18 protein-coding genes are annotated in these 23,728 nt (G+C 68.7%); 9 read left to right on the plus strand and 9 right to left on the minus strand.

What is annotated here, in order from left to right; genetic code table 11:
• The first annotated feature begins 11 nt into the window (after positions 1-11).
• A complete protein-coding gene (locus QZ709_RS18565; protein WP_294638974.1) occupies positions 12-1,115 on the plus strand; it encodes a serine/threonine protein kinase in 1,104 nt (367 codons plus the stop codon).
• Here QZ709_RS18565 and QZ709_RS18570 read toward each other — a convergent pair.
• Genes QZ709_RS18570 through QZ709_RS18580 form a run of 3 tightly spaced genes read right to left on the minus strand, consistent with a single transcriptional unit; the run spans position 1,105 to position 8,633 of the window.
• On the minus strand, positions 1,105-4,179 hold the full coding sequence (locus QZ709_RS18570; RefSeq protein ID WP_294638976.1) for an efflux RND transporter permease subunit: 3,075 nt from the start codon (positions 4,177-4,179) through the stop codon (positions 1,105-1,107). The two genes, QZ709_RS18565 and QZ709_RS18570, sit on opposite strands and share 11 nt — an antisense overlap.
• Positions 4,176-7,277, minus strand: a complete 3,102-nt coding sequence (locus QZ709_RS18575) for an MdtB/MuxB family multidrug efflux RND transporter permease subunit (protein WP_294638978.1) — start codon at positions 7,275-7,277, stop codon at positions 4,176-4,178. The genes QZ709_RS18570 and QZ709_RS18575 overlap by 4 nt, the downstream gene beginning before the upstream one ends.
• A 21-nt stretch (positions 7,278-7,298) precedes the next feature.
• Positions 7,299-8,633, minus strand: a complete 1,335-nt coding sequence (locus QZ709_RS18580) for an efflux RND transporter periplasmic adaptor subunit (protein ID WP_294638980.1) — start codon at positions 8,631-8,633, stop codon at positions 7,299-7,301.
• Positions 8,634-8,819: 186 nt separating this feature from the next.
• Here QZ709_RS18580 and QZ709_RS18585 point away from each other — a divergent pair, with 186 nt between their 5' ends.
• Positions 8,820-9,278 (plus strand): flagellar basal body-associated protein FliL, encoded by a 459-nt coding sequence (locus QZ709_RS18585; protein ID WP_294638982.1) that lies wholly within the window; start codon positions 8,820-8,822, stop codon positions 9,276-9,278.
• Here QZ709_RS18585 and QZ709_RS18590 read toward each other — a convergent pair.
• Both QZ709_RS18590 and QZ709_RS18595 read right to left on the minus strand, forming a co-directional pair.
• Entirely contained in the window at positions 9,253-11,277 is a 2,025-nt protein-coding gene (locus QZ709_RS18590; protein WP_294638984.1) for a S8 family peptidase, read from the minus strand. The two genes, QZ709_RS18585 and QZ709_RS18590, sit on opposite strands and share 26 nt — an antisense overlap.
• Before the next feature lie 33 nt (positions 11,278-11,310).
• Positions 11,311-12,990 carry a carbamoyltransferase C-terminal domain-containing protein gene (locus QZ709_RS18595; RefSeq protein WP_294638986.1) on the minus strand — a complete coding sequence of 560 codons (1,680 nt, stop codon included), beginning with the start codon at positions 12,988-12,990 and terminating at the stop codon, positions 11,311-11,313.
• 174 nt (positions 12,991-13,164) lie between these two features.
• Between QZ709_RS18595 and QZ709_RS18600 the strand changes: the two genes are divergently transcribed.
• Together QZ709_RS18600 and QZ709_RS18605 are read left to right on the plus strand one after the other, a co-directional pair.
• Positions 13,165-13,992, plus strand: a complete 828-nt coding sequence (locus QZ709_RS18600) for an HDOD domain-containing protein (protein ID WP_294638988.1) — start codon at positions 13,165-13,167, stop codon at positions 13,990-13,992.
• 82 nt (positions 13,993-14,074) lie between these two features.
• A complete protein-coding gene (locus QZ709_RS18605) occupies positions 14,075-14,308 on the plus strand; it encodes a cysteine-rich CWC family protein (RefSeq protein ID WP_294638990.1) in 234 nt (77 codons plus the stop codon).
• 162 nt (positions 14,309-14,470) lie between these two features.
• On the opposite strand, the gene QZ709_RS18610 is transcribed toward QZ709_RS18605, so the two are convergent.
• Entirely contained in the window at positions 14,471-14,776 is a 306-nt protein-coding gene (locus QZ709_RS18610) for a hypothetical protein (protein ID WP_294638992.1), read from the minus strand.
• Between the two features lie 183 nt (positions 14,777-14,959).
• On the opposite strand from QZ709_RS18610, the gene QZ709_RS18615 reads away from it, so the two are divergent.
• Genes QZ709_RS18615 through QZ709_RS18635 form a run of 5 tightly spaced genes read left to right on the plus strand, consistent with a single transcriptional unit; the run spans position 14,960 to position 19,319 of the window.
• Positions 14,960-15,538, plus strand: a complete 579-nt coding sequence (locus tag QZ709_RS18615) for a GbsR/MarR family transcriptional regulator (RefSeq protein WP_294638994.1) — start codon at positions 14,960-14,962, stop codon at positions 15,536-15,538.
• Positions 15,539-15,543: 5 nt separating this feature from the next.
• Positions 15,544-16,932: a cytochrome ubiquinol oxidase subunit I gene (locus tag QZ709_RS18620; protein WP_294638996.1), complete on the plus strand. Its 1,389-nt coding sequence runs from the start codon at positions 15,544-15,546 to the stop codon at positions 16,930-16,932.
• Position 16,933: 1 nt separating this feature from the next.
• On the plus strand, positions 16,934-17,941 hold the full coding sequence (locus QZ709_RS18625; RefSeq protein ID WP_294638998.1) for a cytochrome d ubiquinol oxidase subunit II: 1,008 nt from the start codon (positions 16,934-16,936) through the stop codon (positions 17,939-17,941).
• 56 nt (positions 17,942-17,997) lie between these two features.
• Positions 17,998-18,630 carry a glutathione S-transferase gene (locus tag QZ709_RS18630; RefSeq protein ID WP_294638999.1) on the plus strand — a complete coding sequence of 211 codons (633 nt, stop codon included), beginning with the start codon at positions 17,998-18,000 and terminating at the stop codon, positions 18,628-18,630.
• 2 nt (positions 18,631-18,632) lie between these two features.
• The gene (locus tag QZ709_RS18635; protein WP_294639000.1) at positions 18,633-19,319 is read left to right on the plus strand and encodes a glutathione S-transferase N-terminal domain-containing protein; all 687 of its coding nucleotides are present in this window, start codon (positions 18,633-18,635) and stop codon (positions 19,317-19,319) included.
• A gap of 6 nt (positions 19,320-19,325) precedes the next feature.
• Here QZ709_RS18635 and QZ709_RS18640 read toward each other — a convergent pair whose 3' ends face one another.
• The 3 genes from QZ709_RS18640 to QZ709_RS18650 all read right to left on the minus strand — a co-directional run bounded on the left by QZ709_RS18640 (position 19,326) and on the right by QZ709_RS18650 (position 23,624).
• Complete coding sequence (locus tag QZ709_RS18640; protein WP_294639001.1) at positions 19,326-20,687, minus strand: diguanylate cyclase; 1,362 nt, start codon at positions 20,685-20,687, stop codon at positions 19,326-19,328.
• Complete coding sequence (locus QZ709_RS18645; protein ID WP_294639002.1) at positions 20,684-21,529, minus strand: ABC transporter substrate binding protein; 846 nt, start codon at positions 21,527-21,529, stop codon at positions 20,684-20,686. Before QZ709_RS18645 ends, QZ709_RS18640 begins: the two co-directional genes overlap by 4 nt.
• Before the next feature lie 94 nt (positions 21,530-21,623).
• Entirely contained in the window at positions 21,624-23,624 is a 2,001-nt protein-coding gene (locus tag QZ709_RS18650; protein WP_294639004.1) for a TonB-dependent siderophore receptor, read from the minus strand.
• Positions 23,625-23,728: the final 104 nt, after the last annotated feature.

Below are 23,728 nucleotides of genomic sequence, written 5' to 3' on the forward strand. Positions count from 1 at the left end.
CTAATCAGGCCATGCCCGACCACGACGACGCCCCGCTTTCGAGCCCACTCGCAGACAGCCAGACCCCTTACGCCGACCTGACGCCCGATCTGGTACTGGATGCCATCGAGGCCTTTGGCCACCGCGTGGACGGCCGGCTGCTGCAGCTGAACTCATACGAGAACCGCGTCTTTCAGATCGGGCTGGACGACGGCGGCATGGCGGTGGCCAAGTTCTACCGGGCCAGCCGCTGGACCGACGACCAGATCCTCGAAGAACACGACTTCGCGCTCGAGTTGATGGAGGCCGAGGTACCAGCCGTGCCGCCACTGCCGCTTGCCCTGGTGCCCGAGCGTGTGCCCGCCACGCTGGCTCAGGCCCCTGAGGGCACAGTGCGCCTGCTGGGCACCCTGCCCTCCCTGGGCGTGCTCGGTCTGCATCGGCTGGCCCTCACGCCCCGCCGCGGTGGCCGCTCGCCTGAACTGGAAGACCCCGAAGTCCTGCGCTGGCTGGGCCGTTTTCTGGGGCGCCTGCACACCGTGGGCGCGCGCCGCCCCTTCGCCCACCGCCTGACCATGGGCGTGGCCGAGACCGGCCGCTCGGCCCGCGACAGCCTCGCCGACAGCCCCCTGCTGCCGCCGGATCAACGGGCCATGTGGCTGGGTGTCGCGGACCAGGCGCTGGACCTGGCCGACGAGGCCTTTGCCCGGGTGGACGGCCTGCGTCTGCGCCGCCTGCACGGCGACTGCCATCCCGGCAACATCCTGTGGACGCCGGACGGCCCGCACTTCGTGGACCTGGACGACGCCTGCATGGGTCCGGCCGTGCAGGATCTGTGGATGCTGCTCAGCGGCGAACGGGCCGAGCGCACCCGCCAGCTGGACGTCCTGCTCGACGGATACGAGAGCGTGTGCGAATTCGACTGGCGCGAACTCAAGCTCATCGAGCCCCTGCGCACGCTGCGCCTCATCCATCACAGCGCCTGGATCGCCCGCCGCTGGCACGATCCGGCCTTCCCCGCGGCCTTTCCATGGTTCGACTCGGGCGTCTACTGGCAGCAGCAGGCCGACGCCCTGCGCCAGCAGATCGAACTCATGAGCCAGTCGGACGACACGCCGGCCTGGCTCATCGACTGAGCCGCAGCCGCAGGCGCTCCAGACCCAGGTACACCACCGGCGTGGTGTACAGGGTCAGCAACTGGCTCAACAGCAGGCCGCCCACGATGGCAATGCCCAGCGGTCGGCGCAGTTCAGCGCCTTCGCCACCGCCCAGCACCAGCGGCAGCGCGCCCAGCATGGCCGCTGCACTGGTCATCAGGATGGGCCGCAGCCGCCGCACCGCCGCCTGGTGAATGGCGGCCCGGGCATCCAGCGCCCGCGTGCGCTGGGCGTCCAGCGCCACGTCGATCATCATGATGGCGTTCTTCATCACGATGCCCACCAGCAGCACCACGCCGATGAAGGCCACCAGGCTGAACTCGGTCTCCGTCAGCATCAGCGCCAGCAAAGCCCCCACGCTGGCCGAGGGCAGCGTCGACAGGATGGTCAGCGGGTGAACCAGGCTTTCGTACAGCACGCCCAGCACGATGTAGATGGCGATGATGGCGGCCAGGATGAGCAGCGGTTGGTTCTCGGTGGCGACCTGCTGCGCGCGCGCCGTACCCTGGAAGCTGCCGTGAAGCTCGGGCGGCAGGTTGAGCCGGGACAGTGCGGCCTGGGCGGCCTGCTGCGCGGTCGACAGGGCCACGCCCTCGGGCAGGTTGAACGCGATGGTGCTCGCCGCAAAACTGCCCTGCCGATTGACCGACATGGCCGCCGTGGTGGGCACCCAGCGTGCCAGCGCCGACAAGGGCACCTGTGCACCGCTGGCCGACGACAGGTAGACCTGCGCCAGCGAAGCCGGGCCTTCCGTGAACGAGGCAGGCGCTTCCAGCACCACTTTGTACTGGTTGAGCGGCTGGTAGATGGTGGCCACCTGCCGCTGCCCGTACAGGCTGTAGAGCGTGTTGTCCAGGTGGCGGAAGTTCACGCCCAGGCGGGCGGCCGCCTCGCGGTCCACCACCAGCGTGACCTGCGGGCTGCCGTCGGCCACATCGGTGTTCACATCCACCAGTTCAGGCAGCTGCGACAGCGTCTTGCGCACCAGCGGCTCCCACTGCCGCAGCACGGCCAGGTCGGTCGACTGCAAGGTGTACTGGTAGGACGCGTTCGCGCTGCGCCCGCCCACCCGCACGTCCTGGGGCGCCCACAGGTACAGGCGCGCCCCGGGCACCTTGCTCAGCTGCTTGCGCAGGCGGCTGATGATGGCCTCGGCGTCGGCATCACGCTCTTTGAGCGGCAACAGGTCGATGAACACGTTGGCGCTGTTGCGCTGCCCGCTGCTGGTGAAGCCCACCACGTGCGCCACGGCCGGATCGGCCTGCACGATGCGCATGGCCTGCTGCAGCTTGGCCTGCAGGGCATCGAAGGACACGGTCTGGTCGGCCACGAGCCCGCCCATCAGTCGCCCGTTGTCCTGACGCGGCAGAAAGCCTTTCGGGATGGTGATGTAGAGCCACACGGTGAGGCCGATGGTGGCCACCAGCAGCAGGCCCACCAGCGCCGGGTGGCGCAACACCCAGCTCAGCGAAGCCGCGTAGCCCCGCTGCCATGCGCCGGCATGGGCCTTGGCGGGCTCGCCGTCGGGGCTTGCCGGCCGGGCCTTCAACAGGCGTGCGGCCATCATCGGCGTGGTCGTGAGCGACACGACCAGTGACACGGCCACCGCCACGCCCAGGGTCATGGCGAACTCCTGGAACAGCCGCCCCACCAGCCCCCCCATGAACAGGATGGGGATGAACACAGCGAGCAGCGACAGGCTCATGGACACCACCGTGAAGCCCACCTCGCGGGCACCCAACAGGGCCGCCTGCATGGGCTGCAGCCCGCGCTCCACATGGCGCGCGATGTTCTCCAGCACCACCACGGCGTCGTCGACCACGAAGCCCGTGGCCACCGTCAGCGCCATCAGCGACAGGTTGTTGAGGCTCAGGCCGGCCAGGGGCATCACGGCCAGTGCGCCCAGCAGCGACACGGGCACGGCGACCGCCGGCACCAGCGTGGCGGCGCGGTGCCGCAAGAACAGCAGCACCACCATGATCACCAACCCCACCGAAATCGCGAGCGAGCGCTGCACCTCAGCCAGGCTGGCGCGGATGGAGCGCGTCGCGTCCATGACCACCTGCAGGTGCATGTCCGGGGGCACGGACGCCTCCATCATCGGCAGCAGGCGCCGGATCTCGTCCACGGTCTTGATCACGTTGGCGCCCGGCTGGCGGCGGATCGTCAGCACCACGGCGGGCTCACCATTGGCATAGCCCGCGCTGCGCACGTCCTGTACGCTGTCGCGCACCTCGGCCACGTCGCGCAGGCGCACCGCGGCCCCCTCGCGCCAGCGCACGACCGTGGGCGCCAGCGTGGCCGCGTCCGGCGCCTGGTCCGAGGCGCCCAGTTGCCAGCTGCGGGGGCCGTCTTCCACCAAGCCCTGCGGCCGGCGTGCATTGGCGGCGTTCAGCGCGGTGCGCACATCCTCCACCCCCAGCTCCATGGCCGCCAGCACCTGGGGATTCACCGTCACGCGCACGGCCGGCAGCGAGGCCCCGCCCACGTCGACCTGGCCCACACCCTTCACCTGCGACAGGCGCTGCGCCAGGATGGTCGAGGCGGCATCGAACATCTGCGCGCGGCTGTGGCGCGGCGAGGTCATCGCCACGATCATGATGGGCGAATCGCCCGGATTGACCTTGCGATAGGTCGGGTTGCCCGGCATGCCGGTGGGCAGCAGGCTGCGCGAGGCGTTGATGGCGGCTTGCACCTCGCGCGCCGCGCTGTCGATGTCGCGGCTCAGGTCGAACTGCAGCGTGATGCGGGTGCTGCCCATGTTCGACGACGAGGTCATCTCGGTCAGGCCAGCAATGCGGCCCAGGCTGCGCTCCAGCGGCGTGGCCACGCTGCTGGCCATGGTCTCGGGGTTGGCGCCCGGCAGGTTGGCCGTGACGACGATGGTGGGCGAATCGACCTGCGGCAGTGCCGCCACGGGCAGCGCACGCCAGCCCAGCAAACCGGCCAGGGCTATCGCCAATGTCAGCAGCACCGTGGCCACGGGCCGGCCGATGAACAAGGCCGACAGCGAGCCCATCGAGGCCGCAGGCAGCGCTTTCATGCGGCAGCGCTCCGCCCGGCGCGCCAGTCGGCCCACGCCGTCTGCAAGCGCACGAAGCCCAGGTAGATCACGGGCGTGGTGAACAGCGTCAACACCTGGCTGACGATGAGCCCGCCCACCAGCGTCAGGCCCAAGGGCTGACGCAATTCCGCGCCCACGCCGGTGCCCAGCATCATCGGCAAGGCGCCCAGCAAGGCCGCCATCGTCGTCATCAGGATGGGCCGGAAGCGCAGCAGGCAGGCTTCGTAGATGGCATCCCGTGGCGCCAGCCCCCGCGTGCGCTCGGCATCCAGCGCGAAGTCGATCATCATGATCGCGTTCTTCTTGACGATGCCGATCAGCAGCACGATGCCAATCACGGCGATGAGGCTGAGGTCCTGCCCGCCCACCAGCAGCGCCAGCAAGGCCCCCACCGCAGCCGAAGGCAGCGTCGAGAGGATGGTGACGGGGTGGATGAAGCTCTCGTACAGCACGCCCAGCACGATGTACATCGTGACCACCGCAGCCAGCACCAGCCACAGCGTGCTGGACAGCGAATCACGGAAAGCGAGCGCGGCGCCATCGAAGCGCGTCTGCACCGAGGGCGGCAGCGCCAGCTCGGCCTGGGCGGCTTCGACGGCCGCCACGGCCTCGCCCAGCGCCACACCCGGGGCCAGGTTGAACGACAGCGTGGCCGCCGGAAACGGGCCGACGTGCTGGATGGACAGCGTCGCCGGACGCTCCACCACACGGGCCACGCTGGACAAGCGCACCGGCGCACCGCCCTGGGCACTGGCCGGCACGTACAGGTCCTCCAGCGCCTTGGGGCCAACCTGAAAGGCCGGTGCCGCTTCCAGCACCACGCGGTACTGCGCCGCCTGCGTGAAGATGGTGGAGACCATGCGTTGCCCGAACGCGTTGTAGAGCACGTTGTCGATGGCGGCCACGGTCACACCCAGGCGGCCTGCGGCCTCGCGGTCGATTTCGACAAAGGCCTGCAGGCCCTCTTCCTGCAGGTCGCTGCTGACGTCCCTCAGTTCGGGCAAGGTGCGCAAGCGCTCGACCAGCGCCGGCACCCAGCGTGAGAGGTCGTCCGGCCGGGCGCTCTGCACCACCAGCCGGAACTGCCCGCGGCTCACGGTGTCTTCGATGCCCAGCTCCTGCACGGGCTGCAGGTACAAGGTCACGCCCGGCACCGCACGGGCCCGCTCTGCCAGGCGCTGCATCACCGCATGCGCCGACTCGCCGCGCTGCGCATGGGGAACCAGGCTGATCTGCAACCGGCCGCTGTTCAACGTGGGGTTCTGGCCGTCCACACCGATGTGGGCACTCAGGCTCTGGACCGCCGGGTCGGCCAGCAGCACCCGGGCCAGGGCCTGATGACGCTCGGCCATCGCAGCGAACGAGGTCGACTGGCTGGCCAGCGTGATGCCCTGGATGGCACCCGTGTCCTGCGCCGGGAAGAAGCCCTTGGGCACCAGCAGATACAGCCCCACGGTCAAGGCCACGGTGCCCAGCGCCACCCACAGCGTCGTCGCCTGGTGGGCCAGCACCACCTTCAGGGCACGGTCATAACGGGCCACCAGGCCATCGAGCACACGCCCGCACACCTGAAAGAACGCGTTCTCGCGGTGCGCATGCGGGGGCTGCAAGAGCCGCGCGCTCATCATTGGCGTCAACGTCAGCGACACCACACCCGAGATCAGGATGGCCACGGCCAGGGTCACCGCGAACTCGCGGAACAGCCGCCCCACCACATCGCCCATGAACAGCAGGGGGATCAGCACGGCGATCAGCGAGAAGGTCAGCGAGATGATGGTGAACGCGATCTGCTGGCTGCCCTTCAACGCGGCGGCCATCAGCGATTCGCCCTCCTCCACGTAGCGGGCGATGTTCTCGACCACCACGATGGCGTCGTCCACCACGAAGCCGGCCGCCACCGTCAGCGCCATCAGCGTCAGGTTGTTGATCGAATAGCCCAGCAAGGCCATCACGGCCAGCGTGCCGATCAGCGACAGCGGCACGGCCACCGCGGGAATCAGCGTGGCGCGGCCATTGCGCAGGAACAGCAGGATGACCAGCACCACCAGCACGACGGCCAGCGCCAGCTCGAACTGGGTGGCAGCCACCGACGCGCGGATGGTCACGGTGCGGTCGCTCAGCTCGGTGAGCTCGATCGTGGAGGGCAACGCCGCACGCAGCTCGGGCATGAGGGCGTGGATGCGGTCCACCGTCTCGATCACGTTGGCGCCGGGCTGACGCCGGATGCTGAGCACCACGGCCGCCTTGTCGTTCGCCCAGGCGGCCAGCCGGGTGTTCTCGGCCGCATCCACCGTCTGCGCCACGTCCCGCAGGCGGATGGGCGCGCCGTTCTTCCAGGCGATCACGAGGTCACGGTATTCGGCCGCCGAGCGCAGCTGGTCGTTGGCATCGATCGTGGCGGCTTGCGAAGGGCCATCGAAGCTGCCCTTGGCCTGGTTGACGTTGGCGTTGCCGATCGCGGTGCGCACGTCTTCGAGCGTGAGGCCCAGCGCCGCCAGCGCGGACGGGTTGGCCTGGATGCGCACCGCGGGGCGCTGCCCGCCCGTCAGGGCCACCAGGCCGACGCCCGGCAACTGCGACAGCTTCTGCGCGATGCGGGTGTCGACCAGGTCCTGCACCCGCGTGAGCGGCAACGAAGCGGACGTGACACCCAGGGTCATCACGGGCGCATCCGCCGGATTGACCTTGTTGTAGACCGGCGGCATGGGCAGGTCGGTCGGCAGCAGCGTGGCGGCCCCATTGAGCGCCGCCTGCACCGATTGCTCGGCCACATCGAGCGGCAGGCCCAGGTTGAAGCGCAAGGTGATGACCGAGGCCCCGCCCGAGCTGGTGCTCGCCATGCGGGCGAGCCCGGGCATCTGGCCCAGCTGCCGCTCGAGCGGCGCCGTCACGGCCGACGCCATCACATCCGGGCTGGCGCCCGGGTAAAGCGTGACGACCTGGATGGTGGGGTAGTCCACCTGAGGCAGCGCCGACACCGGCAGCTGCCTCCAGCCCAGCAGGCCCACCAGCAGCACCGCCAGCATCAACAGCGTCGTGGCCACCGGGCGGTGGATGAACAGGCGTGATGGGTTCATGTCGGATCCCGCAGGCGCCCCTCAGTGGGCAGGCCGGCCACCGCCCGCCGCGCCGCGGTCGGCACGCGCCCGTCGGCCGCCTTCTGCGCTAGACGCCCCAGACGCACCGGACGCCGCGCGCCCCGCGGCCTCGGGCACCACCTCGACACGGCTGCCATCTTCCAGCCGCTCGCTGCCGTCGATCACCACCTGCTCTCCACCCGTCAGCCCGTCCTGGATGGCCACCCGACCGGCCTCGCGCGGGCCGGTCTTCACGGTCTGCATGCGGGCCTTGCCCTGGTCGATCACGTAGACATAGGCACCCTGGGCGCCACGCAGGACCGCGGCCTCCGGGACCGTGGGGATGGCCTTCAGTCGGTCCAGGCGCAGGCGCACATTGACGAACTGGTTGGGAAACAGGCGGCTGTCCTCATTGGCAAAGCGGGCCTTGAGCTTGACGGTGCCCGTGGCGGCGTCCACCTGGTTGTCCACGGCCATCAACGTGCCGCGGCCGAGCACCGTGCCGCCATTGCGGTCGAACGCCTGCACGGCGAGCCCCTCGCTGCGCCCCTTGAGCGCGGCCAGTTGGTCCTGCGGCACGGCGAACACCACGGCAATCGGCTGCACCTGGTTGATGACAGCCAGCCCCGCCGTGTCGGTGCTGCGCACCATGTTGCCCGGGTCCACCTGGCGCAGGCCGATGCGGCCGCTCAGGGGCGCCGTCACCTGCGTGTAGCCCAGCTTGAGCCGGGCATCGTCGACGGCGGCCTGATCGACCTTGAGGGTGCCTTCGTACTGCGCCACCTGGGCCTGCTGCGCCGCCAGTTGCTGGGCCGAGGCCGCGTCCTGGCGCACCAGATCGGTCAGGCGCCGGGCCTCCAGCCGTGCGTTGTCGAGCAAGGCGCGATCACGCTGCAGTTGCCCCTGGGCCTGGGCCAGCGCCACCTCGAAGGGCGCCGGGTCGATGCGCGCCAGCACCTGGCCCGCGCGCACCACCTGGCCTTCCTGGAACAGCACCGCCTGCAGCAGGCCATCCACCCGCACACGGACCGTGGCCGACGCCACCGGGGTCACGGTGCCCAGCGCATCCAGCACCACGTCCATGTCCTGACGGCGGACCTCGGCCACCCGCACGGGCACGGCCTGATCGCCGCCACGGGCACCGCGCCGGCGATCGCCAGCCCCCGCCCTGGGTGCACCGGCCGAGGCTTCGGTCCGGGGCCCATCGGCGGTCGGCGCTTCAGCGCGATGTGTCCACCACCAGCCGGCGGCGCCCGCCACACAGGCGGCGGCCACCAACCATGGCCAGCGGGCTCGTCCGGTCTGCTGCTGTGCGGGTCGAGCGGGCAACGGCCCACGGGTCGTCTCGGGTGTCATGCTGTTCTGCTTGGGTGATCCACCCGGAGTCTGCGTGCTGACCGTACCGGCGCAGCGGGTGGTCTCGACCGGCACTGCAGGCAATGCGGCCGAGCGTGAAGATGTCGCAAAAGCGCGCAGCTTACCCCGTCATGCCCCACCCGGTGCAGCCTAAGCTAATGCGCTTTACTCAACAGGAGCTGCCGCATGTCGAACACCCGCCCCACCCCTGCCACCGCGCGCCGCCGCGAACGACAGGACTGGCTGGTCGGGATCGTCATCGGCCTGGTCACCCTGGGACTGGGGATCGGTGTCTGGTTCTACGCCAACCAGCCCACGGAAGACCCCGGCCGCCCACGTCCGGCATGGGTCGACCTGGGCCGGATGACGCCACAGCTGGCCGACGGCAGCTTCGTGCGCGTGGAAATCAGCCTGCAGGTGAACGACAAGACCGCCCAGCAGGTGCTCGCCCCCCTCACGCCTGCCTTCCAGTCCATGGTGACGCAACTGGGCGCCGAAATGGACAGTCAGGACGTGCTGGGACCAGATGGCATGCGTCAGCTGTCCCGCGAGATCCGACGCAGCGTCAACGACCATCTGGCACGCCAGCACATCAGCGCCCGCGTGCAGCGCGTCGCCTTCACCGACTACGTGCTGATTCCCTGAGCCAGGGGCGGCACAGTCCCGCGCCAAGCAGCAAGGCCCACGCCGCCAGCCAGCTCGGGTCGATGGCGCCGCCGCCTCCGCCGCCGCCGCCGCCAGACGACGGCGGGCCGGCGGTGGACGCGTCCAGGGAGGCGATGTGCACGCGGTAATCGGACACCGAGGTGGCCCCCCGGTCATCGGTCACCGCGAGCCGGACCTTGAAGCTCCCAGCCGCTGACGGCACGGCGGTCATGGACACGGCGTTTGCGTCTCCTGCCAGGGCCGTCACGATGCCGCCGCCTTCCAGCAGCGTCCACTCGTAGCGGGTGACACCGGCAGCCGGCACGCTGGGGAGCGACCCGGCACCACTCAGCGTGATCGTTCTCCCCGGGGCCAGCACGCTGTTGCCCGTCGAGACGACCGCCACCGCACCGTCCACGGCCGCCACGGCCTGCCCCACATCCAGCATGCCCGCGCCACAGGTGGCGTCGGTGCAGTGGCACTCGTCCTGACGTACCCCGGAGGCCGGCGCGGTGCACTGCGGAACGCCATCCCCGCCCGACGGTGCGGGAAAAGGGCGCGCCGTGTTGCGCAGCAGTTGCGCCATGGCCGCCGGCGTGAGCCCGGGCCGCTGGCTGAGCATCAAGGCCAGCGCACCGCTGACCTGGGGCGCGGCAAAACTGGTGCCATACGTCGGCCGCTCGCCGCTGCTGTAGTCGGCGCCCGCCGAGCCGGCCACGGGGGTGGTCGCGCCCGTGTTGACCGTGGTCAGGATGGGATAAGCGCAGGCACCGATGCCGCTCAGGCAGTTGCCACTGGGAGCGCTCACGGTCACCTCGGGGCCCAGCGCAGAGTAATCGACCTTGGTGCCCGCGTGACGCAGGCCGGCCACCGTGATCACTCCCGGGCAATTGCCCGGCGCGCTCACTGCCTCGCCGTACCCGTTGCCCGAGGATGACACCACCACCACATTGCGCGCGGCCAGCTGCGAGATCACATCGCGATATGCCGACGAACAGCTGCCCTCGCCGCCCAGACTCAGGTTGATGACCCGCGCGGTCTGCGTGCTGCTCAAGGGCGTGACGCCGGGCACCGACAGCCCGGCTGCCCACCGCATGCCGGCGATGATGTCCGAGTCATAGCCGCCGCACTTGGCCAGCACCCGCACGGGCAGCAGGCGCGGCGCCCACGCCACCGAGGCCATGCCGACGCCGTTGTCGCTCTGGGCGCCCAGAATGCCGGCCACCTTGGTGCCATGCCATGAGCTGGTCGACTGCACCTCGCAGTCCTTGTACAGCGTCGGATTGGCCGTGATCTCGGCCTGCGTCAGCCAGTCGCCCAGGTCCGAAGCGCTGGCCGTGCGCCCCCCGCCCGGATAGCCCGCCCGCGTGCCCTCGGCCACCATGCTGTAGCCTGGTGAAATCAGCTTGTTCGCCAGATCAGGGTGGTCGAAGCGCACCCCCGTGTCCAGCACCGCCACGACCACGTCGGCGCTGCCGACCGCGCCCAGGCTGGACTGAAGCTGGGACCAGGCCGAGGTGGCGTTGATGGCCGAGCGGAACACCCCGGTCGGCGCGCGCAGGTACCACTGCCCTGCCGGCAGGCTGGCCGGGGACCCGAAATACGGGTCCGTGGGCTCGCTCACGCTGGTCGGACGCCGCCAGCCATCCACCACCGCGTACTCGACGTCACTGCGCGCGCTCAGCCGGGCCGCCAGCGCCGATGCACTGATCCCCGATGCCGTGGCGACGTGCAGGCCAGGCGCCAGCTGTCGACCGTCGGTGAGCGGGATCCCACTCGACTGCCCCAGGCGATGCATGGGCCGCAACTCTGCAGAGGGCACGCCTTGGGCGGCCTGCCGGGCGCTCACGGTGGCCAGCTCCGTGCCGGTACGCAGCTTGACGATGATGCGTGCCGCGGGCGACTGGGCCGCAGCCCCACCGGGCATCAGCCCGGACAGCAGGCCGGCGCATACCCCGAGGTGGACCGCGCGCCGCAGGGCAGAAGTGAAAGAAGACATGCAGGTGATCAGCGGAGGAAACCAGGGAGCATGTTAGCGACCTGCTTGCTCCATGCGGCGCGTCACCAGAATGCCCTCGATGAAGAGCGCGTCCAGCCCGGCATGCTGCATGGTGCGCACCGCGTCCGCAGGGCTGTCGACCACCGGCTCACCGTCCACATTGAAAGACGTGTCGAGCAGCATGGGCACCCCGGTACGGGTCCCGAACGCCTCGATCAGCGCCCGCCAACGCCGTGGAGCCATGTCGTGGGTGACCGTCTGCAGCCGGCCCGTGCCATCCCGGTGCACCACGGCAGGCACCTGGGCGCGACGCTCGGGCCGGAAAGGCAGGACCTTGTCCATGTAAGGGGAAACAGGCTGGCGATCACCCAGGAACCACTCAGGCTGCGCTTCGGCCAGCACCGCCGGTGCAAAGGGCCGGAACGGCTCGCGGAACTTGACGAGGCGGTTGATGCGATCCTGCATCTCCGGCACACGGGGGTCCGCCACGATGGAGCGGGCACCCAATGCCCGCGGGCCGAATTCCGCCCGTCCCTGAAACCAGCCGATCACCTCACCTTGCTGCAGGCGCTGCACCGCCTCGGCCAGAAGCTCGCTTTCTCCAAGCCGACGCCACGTCAGCCCTGCCGCCTCTGCCGCAGTCACCGCGTCGTCAGAGCCGAAACCTCGCCCCAGGCAGGACGACGCGCCATGCGCCCCGCGCCCCTCCAGCCTGTCTGCCCCGGAAATGGCCCGTGCGCCCAGCAAAGCCGCGCCGATGGCGGCCCCGCTGGCATCGGGTGCGAAGGGCACATAAAGGGATTCGAACGGCCCTTCGCAGGCCGCTCGGCCATTGGCCAGCGAGTTCAGCATGACGCTGCCGCTCAGGCACACGGCAGGCAGCCCCGTGCGGCGGTACAGCACATGCAGTCCCTTCAGCAGGTGCTGCTCGGCCAGCGCCTGCACCGAAGCAGCCAGATCGAAGTGACGCGCGGACCAGGGCTCGGTCTGCTGCCGAGGGGGCCCGAACCAGCGAAGCCCTGCCTCGGTCTGCAGCGCCAGCCCACCGTCCTCGGCGAGCCGCCAGAAACCAGGGTTCACGTGCAGTCCCCCAGAGGGGTCCCAAGTCAACGCCTCGGCCCAGGACGGCGCGTGCCGGGCCGGATCGCCCCACGCCGCCGCGCCCATCACGCGCCACTCATCCCCCTCCGGCCGCAGGCCCAGCCAGCGGGTGACAGCGCCGTAGACCGCGCCCAACCCCACCGCGCCCGGCTCGGCTTCATGCCAATCTGCCGCGGCCTGCACACTCCCACGCCCCAGGCGCTGTCGCCCCCAACGTCCCCGCTCGCCACCGCCAGCCCGGGCGTGCGGCTCGCTGCACCACACGGCGGCCTCGTCATGCGGAGACAGGCCCAGCGCCTGGGCCCACTGCGCGTCCTGCAGGGACACATGCCGCACGCGGCCCGGGAGAATGCCGCGACGAGCCAGCCAAGCCTGCCAGACGGGATCGCGCTCGAGCCAGGCCGGCCCGGCCACCACCCAACTGTCCACCGCCGCAGCAGACAGATCCAGCCACGCCAGCCCCGCGTCCAGCGCCGTCACCGGACAACGACGGTCGCCCTTGCACCGGCTCAAGCGCTCCTCGGCCGAGGCAAACGCCAACCGACCGTCCTGCCAGAAGGCGGCCGCCCCCAGGCCCAAGCCCCAATGCATACCCACCGTCACCCTGCTCATGGCGGCAGTGTGCAACAGGCGGACGTGGGCCCGGCACACTGACGTGGCAAGGGCACATCTGCGCTCGGCCGGCGGCGGCACAAAGCCAGAACAACATGCCGCACCCGTGCTTTCTGCACGGTTGGCAGCCCGTCAACACCCCTAGAGTGGCGACACCGTCATCACGCCCACTCCATGAATCCGGTCAGCGCCTTTTTCCCGTTCTCCCTGGTCTTGCCCAACATGCCCGGGGTCGCCCTGGAATTGATGCGCAGCCTGAACGACGACAACCTGTCGCTCAACGACCTCGCCAACGTGATCGGCAAGGATCCCGCGCTGAGTGCCACCGTGCTGCGCGTGGCCAACACCGCCCGTTACAGCCCTCTGCGCAGCATCAGCAGCCTGCGCGAGGCAACAGCGACCATGGGCCTGGTCACCCTCCGCAACCTGGCAATGGCCAGCAGCGTGGCACGCAGCTTTCCCGCCGTCCCAGGCCTGGACCGCCGCCGCTTCTGGCGCCGCGGCCTGGCGTGCGCGCACTACGCCGGCTTGCTGGCGCGGCCCGCCCTGGTTGATCCCGAAGTGGCCTACCTGGGCGGCCTCATGCTCCAGACCGGTCAGCTGCTGATGATGCAGGTCGAGCGCGAGGGCGTGGCCCTCATCGAGTCGAGCGTCGCGCGCCCTGGAGACCGTTTCCTGTTGGAGCAGGCCCGTTTCGGCTGCAGCCACGCCGACGTGACGGCCGAACTGGCGCGGCGCTGGAAGTTTCCGGATGCCCTGCTGCAGGCCTTTTCCACAGCGGCGCGGCCCCTGGAGGCCCGGCCGTTCCAGCCGATGGGCGCCGTGCTGCACCTGGCGGTGCTGCTGGCCGACGCGATGGACATGGGCCTGCCGGCTGCCGATTGCCTCGACGCGCTCGCCCCGCAGCTGGTTGGCCACTTCAAGCTCAACCTCGACTGGCTCGCCGACCGTGCGCTGTCTGCCGCGGACCTGGATGCCGAGGTGGACGGCATGATGGCCTGAGGCAGGTGTTTACGCGGGTGGACGCGCCACAGGGGCCGCCTCACACTGCGCACTCCCTCGTTTCAGCCCGTCTTCGCCTGCGATGAAACCCTCCATCGTCGACGCCCTGCCCCACCATCGGTGCCCGCTGTGCGGCGGGCCGAATGCCTGTGCGCCGGCCCTGTCGGGCCGCCTCGACACGCCCTGCTGGTGCAAGAGCGTGACGTTTTCTCCGGAGTTGCTGGCGCGTGTGCCCAAGGCCATGCGTGGGCTGTCATGCCTGTGCCAGAACTGTGCGACGCAGGAAGTGCGCCCGGTCGAACCCGGCGCAGACTGAGCATCGGTACAGAGCCGTTCCAGCATGCAGGAACGGTCATGGAACTGCCACATTTATGGGCAACCTACCGGGTTACCCAGGGGGGAAGGCCCTTTCCCAAGGCTTCCCAACAGACTTATCCACAGGATGCGGGGATAAGTCGTCTGCCGTCCGGCAAGCGACTCAGCGCTTCGGTTCGGTGCTGGACCAGAGACGGGCTTGAAGGCGCTGCGCGAAGCGGCTGCAGTTGAAGCCGGCACGCGAGGCCAGCTCGCTGAGGCGGCCAGCGGCCTGGGGACGTGTCGGCGCGCCAACCAGTTCGCGCATTTCCTGCTCCCGGCCGTACCAGCGGGCGTTGGCCAGCAAAAGCATGGCACAGGCCTTGTAGTCCGGAGACACGCTGTCCAGACTCTCCCACGCTTGCGGGTTGAATCGGCCGTGCTGGGCGACGCAGAAATTCAGCAGCTGTTGCTCTGTATGACGGTTCATGGAACGACAACTTCCATTGATGCGATGACGGTTCAACGCAGGCCCCGCCTGCCCGGATGACAGGCGCTTTGCAAAAAACTACATCACCCCTCCTCCCCTCGGGGTCTTTCTGTAATTTCAGGATTTACTGAAATTTGTCAAAGACAATGCGCTCACCTCTCCCCTTTCGGAAAGCCCCTCACCATGTCCGCTGCCATGTCCCCCCTGGTCGCCACCTTTGTCGCCCACTTCGGCGAGATGGGCAGCCGCTGGGGCATCAACCGCACCGTCGGTCAGATCTACGCACTCATCTACCTGTCGCCCCGCCCGCTGAACGCCGACGAGATCACCGAAGCGCTGTCGTTCAGCCGCTCCAACGTCAGCATGGGTCTGAAGGAGTTGCAGTCCTGGCGACTGGTCCGGCTCAAGCACATGCCGGGCGATCGCCGCGAGTACTTTGACGCTCCGTCTGACGCCTGGGAGATCTTCCGTACCCTGGCCGAAGAGCGCCGCCGCCGAGAGGTGGAGCCCACGCTGACCATGCTGCGCGGCGCCCTCATGGCCAGCCCGGCCAGCGACGACGACCGCGTGGCCCAGGAACGCATGCAGGGCATGCACGACCTCATCGAATTGATGATGACCTGGTTCGACGACGTGCAGCGCATGGACGCCCGCACGCTCGCCCAGTTGATGAAGCTGGGCTCGAAGGTCGGTCGTTTGCTGGAGTTCACCGGCCACCTGAAGGTGGTCGGTCAGCGTGAAACGCAACGAGATCCGGAGTGAGCGCCATGGATGCCCTCGACACCCTGCTGCTGTCACGCATGCAGTTCGCGGCCAACATCACCTTCCACATCCTCTTTCCAACCATCAGCATCGCGCTCGGCTGGGTGCTGCTGTTCATGCGCTGGCGCTGGCTGCGCACGGGGCACACGGCCTGGCTGGGTGCCTGGCGCCTGTGGACCAAGGTGTTCGCGCTGACCTTCGCCCTGGGCGTCGTCAGCGGCGTCACCATGAGTTTCCAGTTCGGCACCAACTGGCCGGGCTTCATGGCGCGGGCGGGCAACATCGCCGGGCCACTGCTGGGCTACGAGGTGCTCACGGCCTTCTTCCTGGAGGCCACCTTCCTGGGCGTGATGCTGTTCGGCCATGGCCGGGTCAGCGAGCGCATGCACCTGGTGGCCAATTTCCTGGTCGCCTTCGGCACCACCATGAGCGCGTTCTGGATCCTGAGCCTGAACTCCTGGATGCAGACCCCGCAAGGCCACACGCTGGTCAACGGCGAGTTGCATGCCACCGACTGGCTGGCCATCGTCTTCAACCCGAGTTTTCCGTACCGGCTCACGCACATGCTGCTGGCGTCCGGGCTGACCGTGGCCTTCCTGATGGCGGGGCTGGCGGCCAGCCAGGTGCTGCGCGGCTGCGCCAATGCGGCCACGCCCAAGGTGCTGCGTCTGGGCGTCACGCTGGCGGCGGTGCTGATCCCGCTGCAGATCATTGCAGGTGACCTGCATGGGCTCAACACCCTCAAGCACCAGCCGGCCAAGATCGCCGCCATCGAAGGCATCTGGCACACCGAGCGCGGCGCGCCCCTTCTGCTCATGGCCTGGCCGAACGAGGCCGAGCAGCGGCACGACTGGGCCGTGGGCATCCCCAAGCTCGGGTCGCTCATCCTCACGCACAGCGCCGATGGCGAACTCCAGGGGCTGTCTTCCTTCCCGGGAGCGCACCCGCCAGTCAAGCCCGTGTTCTTCAGCTTCCGCATCATGGTGGGCATGGGCACGCTGATGCTGCTGGTCAGCTGGCTGGCGTGGTGGCGCCTGCGACGCGCCGGCTGGTCCACGGCCGACGCCCGTGTGCCGAAGGCCGTGTGGCGCGCGCTGTCGTGGATGACCTTCTCGGGCTGGGTCGCCACCGTGGCCGGCTGGTATGTCACCGAGATCGGCCGCCAGCCCTACCTTGTGCACGGCGTGCTGCGCACCGCCGACCTTGTCACCACCACGCCGGCCGCCACGGTGGCCTGGAGCCTGACCGGCTACGTGGTGCTTTACGTGAGCCTGCTGCTCGCCTACATCGGCGTGCTGCGCTACCTCAGCAGCAAGCCCCTGGACGCGGCCGGCCCGGACCCGGTCGTACCCGGCATGACGACCGAACAGGGTCTCGTTCAGCAAGGAGCCTGACATGGACTTCGATACCTTCTTGCCCGTGCTGTTCTGGCTGCTGATGGGCGTGTCCATGCTGGCCTATGTGGCCCTGGACGGCTACGACCTGGGCGTGGGCATGCTGCTGCCGCGCGCCCATGGCGACGGCGAACGCGACGAGATGGTCTCCTCCATCGGTCCGTTCTGGGATGCCAACGAGACCTGGCTGGTGCTGGGCGTCGGCCTGCTCCTCATCGCCTTCCCGAAGGCGCACGGGGTGATCCTGCAGGCGTTGTACATCCCGGTGGCACTGATGCTGCTGGGCCTCATCCTCCGCGGGGTGGCGTTCGACTTCCGCGTCAAGGCCCGCGCGCAACACAAGCCGCTGTGGAACCGGGCCTTCTTTGCCGGCTCGCTGCTGGCCTCGTTGGCACAGGGCTGGATGCTCGGCCGCTACGTCACGGGCCTGGCCGAGGGGCCGATGGCCCTGGTGTTTGCCGCTGGCGTGGCCGTGGCCGTGCCCGTGGCCTACGTGCTGTTGGGCGCGTGCTGGCTCATCCTCAAGACCGACGGGGCCCTGCAACGCCGTGCGGTGGGCTGGGCCAAGGCGGCCTGGCCGGGGCTCGTGCTGGCCCTGCTGCTGGTGTCGGTGGCCACGCCGCTGGTCAGCCCCACGGTGGCCGAACGCTGGTTCACCATGCCCGCCCTGCTGGCCCTGCTGCCCGTGCCCCTGATGACCGGCATGGCCCTGATTGCGTTACGCGGGCTGCTGAATTCGCACCGCGTGCAAGGGCCGAATGGCAAGCTGGCGTGGCTGCCGCTGGTGCTGGCCATCAGTGTGCTGGTGCTGGGCGCTTTCGGGCTGGCCTACAGCCTCTACCCGTACGTGCTGCTCGACCGGCTCACAGTGTGGGAAGTGGCCAGCGCACCGTCCTCGCTCAAGATCATCCTCGTGGGCACGGCCATCAGCCTGCCAGCGATCGCTGGCTACACGGTCTTCGTCTACCGGGTGTTCGGGGGCAAGACGAGCGGCATCACCTACGGGTGAGCCATGGGGTGTATCCCGCATGGGCCCTCGGCGCGGCATCCGGCACGATGCAGCGCATGATCACACTGTACGACTGCGCCACCGCGCCGAGCCCGCGCCGCGCCCGCATCCTGCTGGCTGAAAAAGGCATCCCGCACGAGACCGTTCAGGTCGACCTGATGCGGGGCGAGCAGCTGGGCGACGCCTTCCGGACACTCAACCCGCAGTGCACCGTGCCCGCGCTGAAGCTGGACGACGGCACCGTGCTGCCCGACAACGCGGCGATCTGGGCCTGGGCGGAAGCCGCCTGGCCCGACCCGCCGCTGCTGGGGCGCACGCCCATCGAAAAGGCGCAGGTGGCGAGCTGGAACGCGCGCCTGGAGTTTGAAGGCCTGCTGGCCGTGGCCGAGGCCTTCCGCAACACCAGCCCGGCCATGAAGGGCCGCGCCCTGACGGGCGAGGCCAGCGTGCCCCAGATCCCGGAGCTGGGTGAACGGGGCCAGACCCGGGCGCTGCGCTTTTTCGACACGCTGAACGCCCACCTGGCCGACCGCGATTTCGTGGCAGCCGACCACCTCACGCTCGCCGACATCACCGCCGTGGTGCTGGTCGACTTCGCCCGCATCATCCGGTTCAAACCCGGTGAGGCGCACCCGCATCTGGCCCGGTGGCGCGCTGCGCTGGCCGAGCGCCCCAGCCTGAAAGCCTGAGCATGATCGACCTGTACACCGCCTCCACCCCCAATGGCCACAAGGTGTCGGTGGCACTCGAGGAACTGGGCCTGCCGTACACCGTGCACGCGATCGACCTGGCTGCGGGCGAGCAGAAGCAGCCCTGGTTCCTCCAACTCAACCCGAATGGCCGCATCCCCGTCATTGTCGACCGCGAAGCCGGCGACTTCGCGGTGTTCGAATCGGGCGCCATTCTGGTCTATCTGGCCGAAAAGACAGGCCGCTTGATGCCCAGCGACGCGCAGGGCCGATCGCGCGTCTTGCAATGGCTGATGTTCCAGATGGGCGGCGTGGGGCCCATGATGGGCCAGGCCAATGTGTTCTTCCGCTATTTCCCCGAGAAGATCCAGCCCGCCATCGACCGCTACCAGAATGAATCCCGGCGCCTGTTCGAGGTGCTGGACGGCCAGCTTGCGCGCACCGAATGGCTGGCTGGCCCCGACCTGTCGATCGCCGACATCGCGAACTGGTGCTGGGTGCGTACGCACCGCTGGTCGGGCGTGTCGGTCGACGGGCTGCCGCACCTGCAGCGCTGGCTGGATGCCATGAAGGCGCGGCCGGCCTGTCAACGGGGCGTGGCTGTGCCCGTCAAGGTAGAAAGCCTGGTTCAGGACGACAAGGGCTCGACCGCCTTCATCGAACAGGCGCAGAAGATGGTGCAGCGGTGAGGTGAATCACCCCTCGACCGGCGGATGCTCCGTGCCTTCGGGCGGGGCACCGTCCGTGGCATCGTGCACCACACGGTTGCGTCCCTGGTCCTTGGCACGATAGAGCGCCGCGTCGGCACGCGCCAGCCAACGCGTCAGGCTCAGCTCCCGCCAGTCGAACTGCGCCACACCGATGCTCACGCTCACGCGCAGGGGTTTGCCGTCCACCATGAGCCGAGCCTCGCTTACGGCACGGCGGATGCGCTCGGCCAACGCACCCGCCTGGGCGACATTTGCGTTGGGAAGCAGCACCACGAACTCCTCGCCGCCTATGCGGGCCAAGGTGTCCATGTTGCGGATCTGCTGCTGCACCACCTGGGCAAAGTTCACCAGCACGGCGTCGCCCGTGACATGCCCGTGCTGGTCGTTGATGCCCTTGAAGTGATCCAGATCCAGCATCAGCAGCGACAGGTCATTGCGGTAGCGCAGGGCGCGCTGCATCTCGACCTCGGCCACTTCAGTGAACGCAAGACGGGTGGCGGTGCCAGTGAGGGCATCGGTTCGGGCGGCCTGCTCGGCGACCTCCTTCTGATGACGCAGCTCGCGGGTGGCCTGCTCGATGCGGTACTGCAGCTCCTCCTGGGTGGTGGCGATCCGGCCGATCATCACGTTGATGCCCAGCGCCAGCGGACGCAACACCCCGCTGCGATGGATGTCCACCCGCTCATCGAGATCGCCTTGGCCCACGCGGGCAACCACATCGTTGATCAGCGTGATCTGGGCCGTCACGCGCGAAGCCAGCAAGGTCGCGAGCCCGCCGGCAAGCAACAGCCCCCCAGCCGCCGTCACGAGCGACCAGAGCAACAGCTCCTTCTGCTGCTGCGCCAGCGTCTCCATCGACATCTCGAGCACCGCATGCCCCACCAGGCGAGAGCCCGGACCGTAAGCCAGGCCAGCCGAGGGCGTCGGCGTGTACAGATCGTCCACCGGGCCGGCCGTCGGGTAGATCGGCTGCACGATGCGCAACTCGTCGGCCACCTGCACGTCCAGCAGCGAGCCCTGAGGCGCAGGGCTTGCCGTCAACTGACCTGCCGATGCCAGCAGTTGCCCTTGCGCGTCATAGACCGCCACGCCGCGCAACTGCTTGTCGTTGCGCACGGCCGCCTCGGTCAGTCTGACCAGCCCCTCCCGGTCGCCGGCAAACACCATGAACTCCGCCGCGCTGCCCAACTGCCGCGCCGACGCGACACCGCGGTCCTGCAAGGCATCGGCCATGCGCTCGCCATAACGAAACGCAAATCCGGCTACCAGCATGGCGATCACCAGCATGGCTGGCAACGCCGTGGCCACCCACAGACGCGCCCGGATGCCGCCCAACTTCAAGCTCACCGTGAGCCCTCCTGTCGCCGGATGAGTTCGGCCAGCGCAACGGGCTCCGGCACATCCAGCCCCAAGGATCGGCACACCTGCTCGTTGGTTGCGATCATGAAACTGTCCGCCAGACGGGAAGCAGGCCAGTTCTGGGCTTGGGGTGCGAGCTTCAACATGGATGCCACCTGCCGTCCCACCTGGGCCGGACTTGCATACAGACCAAGGGCCGCCCCGGACCGGACCAGAGCAGGTGAATAGGCGATCACCGGAATGCGCTGCCGGTAGGCAGCGATCAGGACCCGCTGCAGCGCACCGGCGTCGGCCACCGTGCTGTCGGGCAGCACCAGCAGCACATCGCTGTCCGCCAGGGCCGTGCGCAAAGCGCCATAGAGTCCGTCGGGCTGGCTCACCGTCACAGGCGTCAGCTGGAGGCCGCGCTCCCTGGCTTCCTCGGCCAGCACCTGGCGCATGGCCTGACCATCGGGCCCCAGCAGCACACCCACTCGTGTGGACTTCGGGAACACCTTGCGGATCAATTCCATGTAGCGGTCGGGCGGCTGGTCCAGGTAAACCGCAGACACCCACGCCGGAGGCCGCCGCCAGATGGCCGCAAAGGCCTCCCGCGGAATCAGGGCAGCCAGCACCGGCACGCGGGCCCAGTCGGACTGGGCCTCTGCCCGGCTGTGCACCAGCCGCAGGGCGTTGCTGCCCAAGGTGATCACCGCGCCAGGCAGCCCTTCGGTGGGCAGCTGGCCCGGCTCCAGCACGATCAGGTCGCCGCGACGGCTGGCCTGGCGCCAGGCCACCTGCAACGCCGACAGTGCTTCCGCATGCGCCCCCCCCGCATCCGACGGCAGCACCCAGACTGCCTCGCCTGCGCCACGCAATGGCGCTGCGACACCGGCCAAGGCGGCGCCCGCAGCAAGCAGAAGGGACTGTCGCCGGTTGATCAGATCAGATCTCCAGCTTCAGGGTGACGAACACCCGACGGGCCAACGCGAACCCTCGGCTGATCAGAAAAGCATCCTGCTGCCCCTCCAGCGACTGCACGGTGAGCGCTGCCTCGGCCTTGCTGTCTCCCAGGCGGAACGCCTGCGCCAGGCGCACATCGGTGCGGTGAGAGAACGGAAGCCAATCGCGGTCATAGCGCCAGGTCATGCCGCCCAGCCGCTCGTGAATGACACTCAGTTCGGTCTGCGGAGACAACCGCTGGAACCAGGCGATCGTCGTGTGGTGACGAGGTGGACGGCGCTCGTCGCTGACCTGGTAGTTCACGTTGTCCCACTTGGTTTCCGTGAACGTCTGATTCAGCCACAGCTCGGTGTCAGCCGCCGGCTTCCAGCGGACCTGGTACTCCCCACCCGTGACCAGCAGGTCGGTGTAGTTCAGATAATCCCGCGCGCGCTTGCCGGTCTCGGGGTGGCGAGTGCTGGGCAACCGGGCGACGATGAATTCATCGAGCTGCTCCCGGAAAAGTCGGACATCGAAGGTCAGCCGGTAGTCCTGCAGCCGACCGACGTAGCCGAGCTCGACGCTCCTGAGCTTTTCCGGCTGCACCCTCCCCGTCGCCGCGTATTCATGCTGGTACAGCGCGCCCGTGGTCGTGTAGTGCCGGACGTCGGCGACATACTCGGACAGGTTGGGCGCACGCACCGATTCGGTGGCACCGAAACGCAGCGTGTGTCCGGGAGCCAGCAACCAGTTGGCCATCAGCCGCGGCGTGGCGTATGTGCCCGCAAGGCTGTGCTTGCCCACGAACAAGCCTGCGTTGAACAGCCACTGCGGCGTCATGCGCCACTCGACCGTGCCGAACGCACGGGACTCCTGGAACGACTGCCATGCTGCGTTGTGGTACAGCGCTTCGGACTTGGCGCGCTCGTCCTTGAAGCCGAGTCCGACCAGCGCCCGCACCCCGTTACCCAGACCAAAACGGCGCTGCGCCTCGATGTTGCTTCGCCGGCCCAGGGCACCGTAGTCCCATATGACGCTCTCGCCACTGACCGGTGGGTTGCTGTTGAGCTTGCGGTTGGGCGACAGTGCGTAGTCCTGCTTGCGGTCTTCCATGAAGCTTGCAGACAGCTTGAACTCGTCGGAGTCCGCCAGCTGGTGCCGCCAGTCGAGCTGCAGGTACACATCCCGACTGTAGATCGTGTGGTACGGATTGCCGTCGTCCGTGGGCGTGTACCCCTCTCCCGCTGCCAGATACGAGACACCGCTGGCAAGCATCACCTCGTCGACCGCGGAAGGCCGCAGATCGACCCGTCCGTTGAGCTGGCTGAGGCGCTTGTCGTCATAGGCGTTCCGATAGCCGCTGTCCCGCTGCTCACCAGCCGAAAGCCGAAAACTCGCGACCTCGTTGCCACCGCCCACTCGCGCGCGCTTGTCAAAGATGCCGTCATTGCCGACCGTCAGGCCCAATTCGCCTCCGACGGTATCTGCGCTGTGCCGGGTGATGATGTTGATCACACCGAACATGGCATTGGCGCCGTAGGCGGCCGAGTTGGCTCCGCGCAGCACCTCGATGCGCTCGATGTCCTCGAGCATCACATCCATCATGCCGCGGTGGGTGTCTCCGAGGTGGGCGGTGGAGTACACCGACCGACCGTCGATCAGCACCAGATTGCGGATGCCGTAGTCGTCCAGCGGCACGTGATACGCCGACAGAGGATTGGCACCGTTCCACCCGCTGGACAGGTAGCCCGGCACCAGCCTGAGCACCTCTGCGATGGTTCGCGCACCCGACAGCCGGATCGTGTTCCGGTCGACCACCGTGATGGCGCCGGGCGCTTCATTCAACGGCTGATCCAGACGACTGGCCGTGAGCACCACGGGGATGTTCGCGTAATAGTCCTCTTCGGTGGGCACGCGCTCAAGCGCACGTGCTGAGCTCCCGGCCACACAGCCCAGCGCACACAACACGCCCCACACCTTGTAATTGGCTCGGACACCCAACATCTGCGACACACCTCGAGGTCAATGAACCTCCCCTGGTCGCAAATTATCCATGCGAGCCGGGGGGCCGGGGTGACAAACTGGGCGGGCCGGAGTGACCCATGACT

It is taken from the genome of uncultured Aquabacterium sp. (assembly GCF_913773725.1).
Classification (GTDB): Bacteria; Pseudomonadota; Gammaproteobacteria; order Burkholderiales; family Burkholderiaceae_C; genus Aquabacterium.